This window comes from Mycobacterium sp. TH-M82 (genome assembly GCF_057473605.1).
Genome location: NZ_JBYCKY010000176.1, coordinates 1 through 13,388, shown reverse-complemented (window position 1 = coordinate 13,388; position 13,388 = coordinate 1). Strand labels below are relative to the sequence as shown.

13 protein-coding genes and 1 riboswitch are annotated in these 13,388 nt (G+C 67.1%); all 13 genes read right to left on the bottom strand.

Features of this window, described 5'->3' with window-relative positions; all coding sequences use genetic code 11:
* A partial coding sequence (locus tag AC2VON_RS05280; protein WP_486951990.1) for a YifB family Mg chelatase-like AAA ATPase occupies positions 1-1,054 on the bottom strand: 1,054 nt, incomplete at its 3' end.
* Positions 1,054-1,431, bottom strand: coding sequence for a YraN family protein (locus tag AC2VON_RS05275; protein ID WP_486951989.1), 378 nt, complete (start codon positions 1,429-1,431; stop codon positions 1,054-1,056). The genes AC2VON_RS05275 and AC2VON_RS05280, both read right to left, overlap by 1 nt.
* A gap of 100 nt (positions 1,432-1,531) precedes the next feature.
* Positions 1,532-2,758 (bottom strand): MFS transporter, encoded by a 1,227-nt coding sequence (locus AC2VON_RS05270; protein WP_486951988.1) that lies wholly within the window; start codon positions 2,756-2,758, stop codon positions 1,532-1,534.
* Positions 2,755-3,270 (bottom strand): hypothetical protein, encoded by a 516-nt coding sequence (locus tag AC2VON_RS05265; RefSeq protein WP_486951987.1) that lies wholly within the window; start codon positions 3,268-3,270, stop codon positions 2,755-2,757. The genes AC2VON_RS05270 and AC2VON_RS05265 overlap by 4 nt, the downstream gene beginning before the upstream one ends.
* Before the next feature lie 41 nt (positions 3,271-3,311).
* Entirely contained in the window at positions 3,312-3,650 is a 339-nt protein-coding gene (locus AC2VON_RS05260; protein WP_486951986.1) for a DUF211 domain-containing protein, read from the bottom strand.
* Positions 3,651-3,694: 44 nt separating this feature from the next.
* Positions 3,695-5,731: a proton-conducting transporter transmembrane domain-containing protein gene (locus AC2VON_RS05255; protein WP_486951985.1), complete on the bottom strand. Its 2,037-nt coding sequence runs from the start codon at positions 5,729-5,731 to the stop codon at positions 3,695-3,697.
* Entirely contained in the window at positions 5,728-6,525 is a 798-nt protein-coding gene (locus AC2VON_RS05250; RefSeq protein WP_486951984.1) for an NADH-quinone oxidoreductase subunit B family protein, read from the bottom strand. Before AC2VON_RS05250 ends, AC2VON_RS05255 begins: the two co-directional genes overlap by 4 nt.
* Entirely contained in the window at positions 6,526-8,046 is a 1,521-nt protein-coding gene (locus AC2VON_RS05245; protein ID WP_486951983.1) for a hydrogenase large subunit, read from the bottom strand.
* Positions 8,043-9,554: a proton-conducting transporter transmembrane domain-containing protein gene (locus AC2VON_RS05240; protein WP_486951982.1), complete on the bottom strand. Its 1,512-nt coding sequence runs from the start codon at positions 9,552-9,554 to the stop codon at positions 8,043-8,045. The genes AC2VON_RS05245 and AC2VON_RS05240 overlap by 4 nt, the downstream gene beginning before the upstream one ends.
* 3 nt (positions 9,555-9,557) lie before the next feature.
* Positions 9,558-10,235 carry a hydrogenase gene (locus AC2VON_RS05235; protein WP_486951981.1) on the bottom strand — a complete coding sequence of 226 codons (678 nt, stop codon included), beginning with the start codon at positions 10,233-10,235 and terminating at the stop codon, positions 9,558-9,560.
* A 2-nt stretch (positions 10,236-10,237) separates the two neighbouring features.
* Complete coding sequence (locus AC2VON_RS05230) at positions 10,238-11,197, bottom strand: respiratory chain complex I subunit 1 family protein (protein ID WP_486951980.1); 960 nt, start codon at positions 11,195-11,197, stop codon at positions 10,238-10,240.
* Positions 11,198-11,370: 173 nt separating this feature from the next.
* On the bottom strand, positions 11,371-11,682 hold the full coding sequence (locus AC2VON_RS05225; RefSeq protein WP_486951979.1) for a hypothetical protein: 312 nt from the start codon (positions 11,680-11,682) through the stop codon (positions 11,371-11,373).
* A gap of 212 nt (positions 11,683-11,894) precedes the next feature.
* Entirely contained in the window at positions 11,895-13,157 is a 1,263-nt protein-coding gene (locus tag AC2VON_RS05220) for an integrase (RefSeq protein WP_486951978.1), read from the bottom strand.
* Positions 13,158-13,290: 133 nt separating this feature from the next.
* A riboswitch (Fluoride riboswitch) is annotated at positions 13,291-13,352 on the top strand.
* Positions 13,353-13,388 lie beyond the last annotated feature (36 nt).

The following is a 13,388-nucleotide window of genomic DNA, read 5'->3' as shown; positions in this document are numbered from 1 at the left end:
ACGGGCACGTGTTGGCGGCCAGCACCAGCTGGAACCGCGCCGGGTAGCAGGCCACCCCGTCGCGGCGGGCCAGCCGGATCTCACCGTCCTCCAACGGCGTCCGCAGCGCCTCCAGGGCGCTGACCCTGATCTCCGCGCATTCGTCGAGGAACAGCACCCCGCGGTGCGCCCGGCTGACCGCGCCCGGCCGCGCCATTCCGGAGCCTCCGCCGACCAGTGCCGCCACGCTGGAGTTGTGGTGCGGCGCCACGAACGGCGGCCTGGTGATCAGCGGCGCGCTGCCGGACAGCAGGCCGGCCACCGAGTGGATCGCGGTGACCTCCAACGACTCGTTGTCGGTCAGCGACGGCAGTAGGCCCGGAAGACGTTGCGCCAGCATGGTTTTGCCGACGCCGGGCGGGCCGGTCAACATCAGGTGATGCGCACCGGCGGCGGCCACCTCGACGGCGAACCGTGCCTGTGCCTGTCCCACCACGTCAGCCAGGTCCGCGGCCGGTTCCGTTACCGGGGGCGCCGTGGTGATCCTGTCGGCCAACTGCGCCGACCCGTCCAGCCAGGCATGCAGTTGGTCCAGCGTCCGCACTCCGCGAACCTCGATCCCGTCCACCAGGCTCGCCTCGGCCAGGTTGTCCACCGGCACCACCGCGCACGCCCAGCCGTCATGTTTGGCCGCCAGCACCGCCGGCAGCACCCCGTGCACCGGCCGCACCCGCCCGTCCAGCGCCAGCTCACCGAGCAGCACCGTCGTCTCGAGCCGTCGCCAGGGGGTCTTGCGGCTCGCCGAGAGCACCGCCGCAGCCAGCGCCAGGTCGTAGGCCGAACCCATCTTCGGCAACGTTGCCGGTGACAGCGCCAGGGTCAAGCGAGTCGTCGGCCAGCGCTGCCCGCTGTTGGTGATCGCCGCCCGCACCCGGTCCCGCGACTCCTGCAGGGCCGCATCGGGCAGGCCCACCAGGTGCACGCCGGGCAGGCCCGAGGTGATGTCAGCCTCGATCTCCACGATCTCGCCGTCGAGTCCGCGTACCGCGACCGAGAACGCCCGCCCCAGCGACATCACTCCACCCCCCGCAGGTGGGTGATCTCCGGTGTTCCCGATGGGCGCAGCCGCCTGATCCGCACCCCGATCACATCAATGCGAAGCTCCGCCCAACTGGTGTCTTGACCGGCCAGCCACAGCCCGGCCAGCCGCCGCAGCCGGTGCACCTTTTGCGGGGGCACCGCGTAGGCCAGGCCGCCGAATCGGTCGCCGGTGCGCGTTTTCACCTCGACGAACACCACAGTGCGCGCTGTCGGATCAGCGGCGACCACATCCAGTTCGCCGTAGCGGCAACGCCAGTTGCGGGCCAGGATCTGCAAGCCCTGCCCGGTCAGATGATCGACGGCCAGCCGTTCGCCGAGCGCTCCCAGCTCGGCCCGTGTCAACGTTGTCATACCGGTCAGGCTGCGCGACGGCGCCGACACCGTGCCGCTGACAGGCGCCGGCCGGCACCAAAAACTCGTCAATCGCTGCCGTTTATCCCCAGTCCGGATTTCATCCACAACCCGGCAGGTCCGGCGACGTTGCCTCCGCGCCGGCCGTTCGTCGCCGGACCAGCAGAAGCAGTGGGACTGCGGCGAATTGGGCGACGACGCAGAATATGACGACGCCACCGAGGGACACCCCGAACAATGCACCGATCGCGGTGCTGCCGGCGAACCAGGTGATGCCGTAGACGCCGGTGAACAAGCCGTACGCCGAGGCACGTCGGTCTGGCGACACCATCGGCGCCACCGCGGCGGGGACGATCGACTCATGCACTCCCATGCCCAGGCCCCACAGACAGCTCCCGATGAGGGCCGGCCAGAAACCGCCGAGGAAGATCAGCGGGGCGTAGGCCGCCGAGACGACAGTGAGCGGTACCAGCAGACCGATGCCGAAGTGGTCGAACACCCGCCCGAACACCAGCGAACCGGTGCCCGACACCGCCATCGCAGCGGCGTAGAGGATCGGGATGTAGCTTGTCGGCACGGTCCCGGCGCGCTGGAAGTGATACGCGACAATCGGGAAATCGGCGAACCCGGCGGCCACCAGCGCCGCGGCCAGAAGGTAGATCCAGAACACCCGGGGCAGCCCACGAGTCTGCACCGCCATCACGGACGGTTCCAGGTCCTGTGGGCGTGGATAGAGCAGCCGCGCGACCGCGAGCAGGGAGAGCATGATGACCGCCGGGACGGCGAGCGCGGCGAAGGCGAGCCGGTAGTCGTCGTGCGTGCCGGCCACGACGAAGGCGACCAGCAGCGGGCCGAACATCGCGCCGAGCTGATCCAGCGCCTCGTGCACACCGAAGCCCCAGCCATACCCGATGCGTTTGGCCGCATGGGAGAGCATCGCGTCGCGGGGCGGATTGCGAATGGCCTTACCGACCCGTTCCGCGATCACCAAAACCGCCGCCATCTGCCAACTGCTGGCCAGCGCCAGCAGCGGCACCACCGACATCTGCAGGATGTAGCCGCCGATGGTGATCGGCCAGTACAGTCCGGTACGGTCGGCGCCGCGCCCGGAGACCAGCCGCAACCCGTAGCCCAGCAGCTCCCCGAAGCCGGTGATCATCGCGATCGCCAGCGCCCCGGCGCCGAGCAGGCCCAGGAATTGGCCAACGATGCTGCGGGACGCCTCGTGGGTGAAGTCGGCGAAGAAACTCATGACGCCGACCATCAGCACAAACTTCAATGCCGGCGAGAACCGCCGGTGGGCGCGGCTGGGCCGGACGTCACTCATACCAGATGCACCCGTACCCCGATGATCGTCACGATGGCGCCGGCGATGATCAAGCTGACCGCCCACACCCATCGCCGGCCTCCGACATGCACGGCCAACAGCACGCCGAGACCACCTAGGGCCGCGACCGATACCACCAGGGCCATCCAGCTCGCCCCGGGCAACAGCGCCCCAACCACCAACGGCAGCGCGGCGCCGACGAAGCTGGAGATTCCCGCCACGACAGCGATGATGGCCGCGTCCTTGAGCACCGCCCTGCCGAGACTTGTCGCGGCGAGCCGACCGGAACGGGTGAACATCAGTTGACGCTCGGATCGCATCAAATCCGACCGGTACTCGGCGTACTCGGCCACGAACACGGTGAGCACCGCCGAAGAGAAGCCGACAATGCCGACCCGACCGCCCAAGGCCACGTCGAGGCCCACACCGCTCAACACCGTTGCCGATGCCAAGACGAGCGCGTTGAGGATGCCATCGGAGAGGCCCAGCGCCGTGGCGAACAACCACCGCACGCGTGGGCGCAGCCGGTTCGCACGGCGTGACCGCCAGCGGATCACCGGCTTCGTGGCACGTGTTCGACGATGCGGCTGCCGACGACGAGCTCATCGATGCTGTGCACCGCTGCACCGGCCTTCTCGATTTCTCGGATCAGCCGCGGTGCGTCGATGGACTCGCCCTCGACGGTGACCTCAAGGCCGACGGTCTCCAGATCGATGTCCGTCACGGTGATGTTGACTCCCTCCACACCGGGAACCTCGTCAATCACCGCGGCCAACTCCAACAGGTCCGGTCTGGCCAGGGCCGTGTCGACGTCGAGTTGGATGCGCCGAACGTTCATCGCGGGCTCGCGGCGCAATTTGAGGTCCGTCGACACTTTCTTGCCGAAGAACACATTTCACACTGCCTTTCTGGGTGGTTTCGTTAGTGGTCCTCCGGTTAAGACATGGCGATCACCACGGTCAGGACCGCGAGCACTGCGACCAGCATGTAGGCCATGTAGGCGTCGAGACGGCCCGACTGCAACCGTCTGGCGGATCGCGAGACGAACAGGACGCCGGCGACCAGGGGTCGGTAGAAATACCGTTCGACGACGTCGACGACGTGGACGTGGTAGGTGAACGGACGCCGGTCAGCGCCGGCGCCATCGGCTGTTGCCGCCGTCTCGGCGAGATGGGACCGGGTCAACAGCACGTTGGCCAGCACGTTGCGCACCGGATTGGCGTAGGCGAATGAGGTGTAGCCGACGCCGCGATCCACGCCCGGTGACGCCGACGACCACGGGGCCACCCCGCGCGTCCGGAACGGATTCCGCCCGGCGAACACCGCCGCAAACGCCGCGATGACCACCGCCATCGCCGGAAGCACGATCCACAGCCAGGTCGGCGACAACGCGGAGAACTCCTCGAACACCGGCTGCAGCACCCAGGGCGCGGCGTTTGCTCGGTGCGCCTGGTCACCCACGATCGGACCGAGACCATATCCGATCACCCGCACCTCCATCGGCGCCAACGCCGCCACACCCAGGCAACCCGCTACCAGCGCAGCCACCCCGAGGCGATGGGGCCACTGCCGATCGACCCGCACCCGGTCGGGGTCCATCGGCGGCTCGCCGATGCGCGCGGGGCCGAACGCCGTGAGCGCGACGACCCGCACGAAAGTCACACCCGCGATGCCGACCGTCAACGCCACCAACGCCCCGGTCGCTGCGGTGGAGAGCTGCATGGCCAGGCTGGAGACCCGGAACTGCTGCATCAGCGATTCCAGCGTGAACCATTCCGACGCGAAGCCGGCGGTCAACGGCAACCCGGCCAGGGTGAGCGACCCGACCACCAAACCCGTTCCCGCCCAGGGTAGCCGGCGCAGCACACCACCGAGCCAATCGAGGTCGGTCGTTCCGGTCGCCTGCTCGATCGTCGACGCCGACACGAACAGCAGCGTCTTGCCCAGCGCATGCGCGATCACCTGTGCGGTGCCGGCCAGCAATCCGGCGGCAACCAGTTTGGGTTGCGCCGCCGAGGCGCCCATCAGCGCCACCCCGAACCCCGCGGTGATCACGCCCGCGTTTTCGACGCTCGACCATGAGATCAACGCAGCCAGATCGGGATTGACCGCGGCGTGTGCGATTCCCAGGATGGCGGTCGTTCCGCCGACGACCAGCATCACGCAGGCCAGCCAGACCGGTGGCGGGCCCAGAATGTGCAGGGTGCGCCACATGCCGTAGAACCCGACGTTGACCGCGACGCCGGCCATCACCGCGCGCGCCGGTCCCGCGGCCGCGGTGTACCCGCGCGGCATCCAGATGTGCGCGGGGACCAGTCCGACTTTGATGCCGAACCCCAGCAGCAACAGCGCGTAGGCGGCCTGACCGACGGCACAGCCAGGATCCAGCGTGCCGGCGGTGAACGCGAAGGTGTGGGTCCGCCCGGCCAGCAGCAGAGCTCCCATCAACACCGCTGCGCCACTGGCCTTTCCGAAAATCACAGTGCTGACCGCGCCCTCGGCCCGCCCGGGCAGTTCGCGGTCGTAGCCGGCCAGCAAGTAGAACGCCACGGTCAGCAGTTCCCAGCCGAAGAGCAGCACAAAGAAGTTGTCGGTGGTCACGATCACCGTGACAGCAGCCAGCGCCACGGCGACGGCGGCAGGCAGCCGTGGCCGGTCTCGATTGGCCGGTGCCGCGGCGGCGGCCAGAGCGGGAACCGCGACGCCGAACGAAATGATCAGGAAGAGCCCCGACAGCGCGTCGACGGACAGGCTGGCGGGGCCGAAGCCGGCCAGCCCGCCGAGGTCGAATCGTTGCTCATCGCCGGCTAAGCCGAGCCCGCCGGCGATCACGAACGCCACCGCGGCGGCGATATTGGCCGTCCACGCGGCGGCGGTACCCAAGCCCATTTGCCGGCTGCGCTCACCGGCGAGTCCGGCACACCAGCTGATCCCTACTGCCATGCCCAGCAACGCCAGGCCCGCGGCGATCACCGTGTGCCCCCGGCTCTCTGCCGCGGGACACGACCCAGAGCCAGCAGGATGCCGTGCAGCACGCTGAACGGGGAGGCCGGCGCCCCGGGCACCCAGACGTCGACGGGCACCAACCTGGAGATGCCGGTGCCGCCGATGTATCCGCCGCCCAGGATCCCTCCGCTGATGGCGTCGGTGCCCACGGCGATCACCACGGTCGGCGTGGGCATAGCATCGAGCGTGCGGCGCAGCGGCTCGGCCATCCCGGAAACACCGATACCAGTCACCAGCGCGATGTCCGCGTGCCGTGGGCTGGCGGTAAAGAAGATCCCGAGCCGGTGCACGTCGTAGACCGGGTTGGTCAACGCCTGGATCTCCCACTCGTCGCTGCCGTTGGACCCGGCGTCGACGTGACGCAGATGCACCGAACGCCGCAGCCGCCGCACCCGACGGGCCAGGCTCACACGCAGTTCGGCCAGCGCCTCGTCGGTTTCCTCGACATCGTCCACCACCAGCGCCGACCTGGCCAGTGTCGCGGTCGCGCAACCCCGTTCCCACCCGAACCAGCCCGGCGCCGCCGCCACGCAGCGCCCGCAGACAATGCAGCGCCCGCGATCCAGCCGGGGCCGTGGATCGGCCGAGATCGCGCCGGTGGGGCAGGCCGCGACAGCCTCGGCGACCTGGGCAGTAACAGGCGAGCCGGGGTCACCGACCAGCTCGACCGCCGCCGGGAAGCCGTCGAAATAGGCGTCCGCCCGTTTGGGCCACCCCGACGTGACAATCCCATTGCGGAGCCCCCGGAAAATCCACGGCATCTACATCGCCACCCCGGCATAGCACAGCCCGAAACTGGCCTCAATGAACGGAAAGTCGGTGAAGACGTCGCCGCAGAACACATCGTGAAACAGCAGCATGTTGTGTAGCGAAGCGGACCGGGCGAAGCAGCGGCCGATCACGCCGCCGCGGACCTCCAGCCCATAGATCACTTCGCCTTGGGGTGCTTCGGCCCAGCCCAGGGCGAATCCGTCGACGACCGTCGTCGTCACCCTGGTCTCGGTGTCGGCCAGCTCGGGTAGCCGGGTGCAGGCGAGACCGATCAGCCCGGCGGCGATATCGATTTCGGTCCACCGCACCCGCAACCGGGCCAGTGCGTCACCGTGGGTCTCGACCGCGGCCCCGTTCGCCGTGGGTAGCTCCGCATAACCGTCGTATGCCCGACGGCGGGCATCGTCGTCACAGCCCGAACCTCGCCCCACCGGCCCCAGTGCGCCGTGCGAGCCGGCCAGCTCCGGGTCGAGGTACCCGGTGCCGCGCAGCCGGTCCAGAAACGACGCGTCGACCATCAGCGCGTCTCGATCACGACGAATCCGGTCGACGATCACCGCCACGCGCTGCGCCACCTCGGCCGGTTCCAGCCGCGGCTGGGTGGTCACCCCGCCCACGCAGACAACGGAACGCCCGAACCGGTTGCCGCACAACGCCGACACCAATCTCATCACGCATTCTTTGTGCCAGCCGAACCGCGCGGTGGCAACGGCAAGCCCGGCGGCATCGCAGAGCCGCATCGCCACGTCGAGGTGGTTGGCGATGCGTTCCAGTTCGGCGTGGATCACCCGAAGCAACCGCGCCCGCCGGGGCGGGGTTGTATCGCAGAGTGTCTCGACGGCGTGGGCGAAGGCGAGCGCATGGGCAATCGAGGCGATGCCCTCGACTCGCTCGGCAACCAAGATCCCGTCGGTCACCGGCAACGCCTCGAACTGCTTGGCGATGCCCCGGTGTTTGTAGTGCGGCCGGATGTTCAGATGCGGGATGTCCTCGCCGGGTGTTTCGATGAGGAATTCGATCGACTCGAACACCCCGGAGCGCACCGGCCCCAGCGGCAGGGTGAACACCCCGCCGCCGCCGACGTCGACAGGTCCGTGTCGGTCGGGGGCTCGCGAACGGATGCGCCGCTTCAGCGCGGCGCTTTGGGAGTATCCGGGTCGCGGTGAGGGCTGGCCGGCCTCGCGGGGCAGCAGCAGTGGGTCGAGCCGCGGATGTCCCGCCGGCACCACACCCGACAGGTCGTGCAGGGCGCGTTCATACCAAAACGCCGGCGGCACATCGGGTGTCAACGCCGGATACGCCAGCGAACCGTCGGCGTCCGGCGTTAACCATGTGCGCAAACAACTGACCACGGCGTCGCCGACCAGCAACGCATGCAGTTGCGCGGCATCGTCGCGATGCGCGGCATAGACACCCGCGAAACGCTCGCCCCCGGCGACACGGCCCATCGTTTGCGCACGCCACTGCTCCAGCGGCAGATCGACCACGGCGGTCGCTGCGGCGGCGCTCACCGCACACCTGCCATGAGCTCGGTGGCGCCGCGATTGAGCAGGTCGACCAGATCCTGCGGCGGCGCCACTCCCAGCACCAGGAGCACCAGGACTCCCACGACGACGGGTGCCACCATCCAGTTACTGGGCTCACCGCGAATCAGCGGCACCGATCCGGTATCCGCCACGCCGGGTGTGGGGCCAAACAGGATTCGTGTCGTCGCCAGGCCCAAGCCGAGAAACGCCAGGGTGACCAGGCAGACCAGCGTGGCCGCGGCAGTGTTGCGGGTATCCGCGAAGCCACCGGAGACGATCTGGAACTCGCTGCGAAACAGGCCGAACGGCGGCATCGCCGACAACGCCAGGACAGCGGTGAGGAACAGCGGACCCGACCACGGCAACAACCGGGTGCCGTCAGCCATGCGGCCGAGTTCCTTGGTGCCGAACTTGCGTACCAACACACCCGCGCCCATGAACGCATTGCCTTTGGCGGCGGCGTGCGCCAGTACGTGCAGCAAAACGCCGGACAGCGCGATCGGCGCACCGAAGCTGACTCCGACGGCCAGTATCCCCATGTGTTCGACGCTGGAATAGGCCAGCATCCGCTTGATGTCGCGCTGCTCGAGCAGGTACAGCGCCGCCAGCAGCAGCGATAGCACCCCGAAGACCAACATCACCGTTTGTGGAAACCGCGGTCCGAGTGCGGCGACGCTGATCTGGTAGTAGCGCAGGATCGCGTAGAAGCTCACCGCCAGCAGCGATCCCGACAGCAGCGCCGACACCGGCGTGGGTGCCTCGGCGTGCGCGTCAGGCAGCCAGGTGTGCACCGGGAAAAGGCCCACTTTGGTGCCGAATCCCACCACGGCCAGCACGAACGCCAAACGCACCGGAGTCTGCGGCAATTGGCCGGCGGCGCTGATCAACGGGTCGAACGCCAGCTCATAGGACCCGCCGAGGACGTGTGTCCCCGCGTAGTACATGAAGATGGTGGCCAGCAGCGCAATCCCCAGCCCGGATGAGGCAATCAGCACGTACTTCCATGCGGCCTCGGTGGCACGGTCGGTGTTGTCCAGTGCCACCAGCAGCGCGGAGACCACCGTGGTGATCTCGACGGCGATCCACAACACGGCGAGATCGTTGACCAACGGCGCGCAGATCATCGACCAGGCGAAGGCGTTCACACCGAGATAGAAGCGCCTGCTGTGCCGGGCGAACAATGCCTGCTGTTCCGCGGTGTCGGTGCGCACCGCGCGCTCCTCGTCGGCGAGGTAGCCGATGGAGTAGATCCCGACCGCCGCATACAAGAAGCAGGTTCCCAGCACAAAGATCACCGACAGCGCATCGGCACGCAGGTAGCGCAGCGCCGTGATGGTGTGGTCGACACCGACCGGAACCAGAGCCAGTGCCAGCGCGAAGGCCGTGACGCCGGTGAGCGCAGTCACCGCCGCGGCAACACGATGCGGGACAAGGGCACACACGCCCAGGGTGACCGGCGGCAAGGCGATCAGCAGCTCCATCAGCACAGACATCAGCTATCCCCTGAGCCGGTCGAGCGTTGCAGTGGACAGGGACCGTGTTCGCCGGTGGTGGGTGCGCATCAACACCCCGAAGACCACGACGGCCACCAACAGGTCGAACAGGAACGCCACCTCGAGAATCAGCGGCATTCCCGCGGCAACCACCAAACTGGCCAGCGACACACCGTTTTCCAGGGAGAAGAACCCGATGGCCTGGCTCACGACGTCGCGCCGGACGATCATCAGGATGAACGCAACCAGTACCACCGCCACCGACAGGCTCAACGCAGCGGTGGGCAGCGCGTCGGATTGGATGCCGAGCACGCCGACGGCGAAAAACCCGAACGCGCCCACCCCGATCGAGATCAGCACTTCGTTCGCCACGCCGAGTGCGCCGCTGCCGGCGATCTCCTCGGTGACTTCCTTCAGCAGCCCGACCAGCACCATCGGGACGACGACTGCTTTGAGCAACAGCGAAAGAACAGCCAGCACATACAGTTCGGGAACATGGTGGCCGGACGCGATGACGGCGGCCAGGACGCTGACGGCGAGGGACTGTGCTGCGTACAGCCGTATCTGCCCGCGAAACAGCGCCGCCCGCAGCATCGCGAACTCCAGCAGCAGCACGATCAGGGCCACGGTGTTCGCGATTCCGTCGAAGACCGTGGGAACGTACTGACTGGCCATCGGCATCGCTAGCCGCCCCCCAGGTAGAGGGTGAATACCGCCAGTACCGACAACAACAATGCGGCCGAGACGAATTCGGTGATTTTGAACAGTCGCAGTTTCGCGTAGCTGTTGTCCAGGACGGCGACGACACAGCCGAGCAGCGCGGACTTGGCCAGAATGGCCGGGATGGCGAATGCCACCCCGATCGGCGAAGTGTCCGACGCCAGCCCCCACGGTGCGACGAAGACGTTGAGCAGGATGACATACAGCACCAACTGTTTTGCCGCCGAGCCCCAGTGCAGCAGGGCCAGATCGGGTCCGGAGTACTCGAACGAGCGTCCTGCTTCTATCATGCCGAATTCGATAGTGCCGGTGTGTGTTTCGACCGGTATTCGCCCGGTCTCATACAGGATCACCATGAACAATGCCGCCGAGGCAAGCAGGTGCGCGGGGCGGACGATCTGATCCGGTCCGCTGCGGACCGTGGCTGCCAACACGTACGGCAGGTCGGTGGTGGTGATCATCGCCACCGTGAAGAAGACCAGCAGCATGACCGGTTCGGTGATCGCGGCGAATGTCTTGGCACGACTGGACGCCAATTGGGGGTAAGGATCGCCGGTTTCGGCCGCCGCGGCCGCGACCAGGAAACTAGCGAACGCCAGGATCAGCCCACCGCCGAGGATGTCTCCCATATATCCCAGCGGCAGCGCGTAACTGGTCAGCACCGGGATCAGCATCGGCACGGTGAGGTAGCAGGCGAAAGAGGCGATGGGCGCCAGTCGGAAGACCGGGCTCGCGCCCTGCGGTGTCAGCGATTCCTTACCGAACAGCTTGACCAGGTCGAAGTAGGGCTGCAGAATCCGTGGACCGCGGCGACCCTGCAGCCGGGCCTCGAACCAGGCAATGAAACCGCTGACACCCGGCGCTCCCCCGGCGACGGTGACCACCTGCAACCCCTGGATGAGCGGTAGCGGCAGACCGGTCATCGATCGTCCGGCTCCGGCCGCATCCTGGCACGCACCGGATCACGGCAAAAAAGAGCATCCGCCATCTGCGACTCCATTCGTTCGCAGCAACCCTCAGCCTCGTAGCGGTCGGAAGTCCGGCTTCCGGGCGGGCTCCATCACCCGTAAAAGTTAACCAACGGCGATCCGGCCGGTCAAGCCGAACCTCGGGTGTGCAGGTAGTTCATCAGGACATCTTCGGCCCGGTGATACCGCAGCGAGTCGACCCACAACCGGTGGATGACCGATCCACCGGCAGTGCGCGCGTGGCCGCCCGGGGTCGCCACGTACCCTCCGACGTCGACGTCGGCGAGCAGCGCGAGCACCGGGGCGACATCGCTGGCCTCGAGGTCGGCCAACTCCACCCAGTTGCTGGCCCAGACGCCGTTGTCGGTGCCACCCGGTGGCAGCCAGAACATGATGTCGAACTGTGCCGGGTTTGCGATCGAGCGGATCGGAGAACTCACGGTCGCCCCCCGGTTCTGCTGGTGGGCATGCATTTTCCCTGGTAGACGTTCAGGGACCGTCGGCGACATCCGCGATTCGGGTGGGCCCCACCACCGCATTCGATTATGCCGCGCCGGAGCTCGGTTCGCCAGCGGTTGGCGTAATGCATCACGTCAAGATGCCCGCGAAATCTGATCCATGCATCACGTAAGGAATGCCCGCGAAGCCGGGGTCAGCTTGCGGTCTTGTTCTTGATCCGGATGCCGGCTCTGACGTCGGGTAGGGCGCTGGGGATGGTGGCGAGGTAGAGCTGTTCGGTCTTGTCCTTGGCGAGTTTGAGCAGGACGGCCTGTAGGTCTGCGATCTGTCGGGCGATCGCGGCCGGGTTCAGGCTGTCGCGGTAGGCGAGCAGTTCGGCTTCTTGAGCCGGCGAAAGGACCCCGGCGGCCAGCAGCCGGTCCAGCGGGGTCTTGGGTGCGTCGTAGATGCGGCGACGCTGACCATCGCGGCCAGAGCCGTAGCCGATGGGTTTGATGGTGGGGGTCAGGTAGTTGAGGCGGTCGTTGACCAGCTTCCACAGTCGGTTGAGCACCGCGCGTTCATCGTCGGTGTCATAGCGCCAGTAGAACGCGTACTTGCGCACCAGGTGGTTGTTTTTGGACTCGATCGTGGCCTGGTCGTTCTTCTTGTACGGCCGGGAGCGGGTGAAGAAGATCTCCTGCTCGCCAGCCCACTTGATGACAGCCTTATTCAAGAACTCGCTGCCGTTGTCAAAATCCAAACCGGTTACCTCGTAAGGGATTTCGTGCAGTCCCGCCTTCAGGCCGCCGAGGATGTGGGCGTGAGCGTTGTTGCGCACGGTGCGAGTGAACACCCAGCCAATATGCATGTCGGTGAGGTTGACGGTGCGGGCGAACTCGCCTTTGAGCGTCGGTCCGCAGTGCGCGACAGTGTCGCCTTCGAAGAACCCCGGAGAGTCCTCGACCTCGTCTCCGGCCTTGCGGATCTTGATCGACGATCGCAGCAGCGGAGACGGTTTGGTGGTCGATTTGCCCTTGATCTGATCGCGGGCCTTGGCCGGACGTAGGTAGCGGTCGATGGTGGCGCTGCTCATCGCCAACAACTCCGCACGCACCTGCGGGCTGTAGCGGTCCCGGCCGAACGCCAGCTCGTCGTGGCGTTCCAGTGCATCGAGCTGCAAGGCCATCGAGGCGGCCAGGTAGCGCCCGCACTGCCCTCCTGAGGCCGCCCAGACCTTCTGCAGCACCTTCAACGCGTCGTAGGAGTACTTCGGCTTACGCTGCCGGCGCGGCCGCTTGGCGACCTGCCTACCCGCTCCCGGTGGCCGGGCTGCGGCCGTCAATCGCCGCCGAGCGTTGTCCCGCGACCAGCCGGTGACCTGCACCACCTGATCCAGAATCTGGCCTCTACCCTTCTTCGAGGCCTTCACGTACGCCTTGGCGAACTTCGCAGTGATCTCGGCACGAGACGTCATCGACAGCCCACTTCCCATGCCCCATGACGATCACCGTTTCGCGGGCATCCTTACGTGATGCAGCGAGGGTGTTTCGCGGGCACTTTTCGTGATGCTTGCCGGTTGGTTGCACCGACCAGAACATCGTGTACCATTGCGGAAAGGCGATGAGGCTCGTCGCAACTGCCACACCCGGCTAATGGCCTCTACCCAGTGAGCAGATCACGGTAGAAGGCGGGTGAACAGCATATG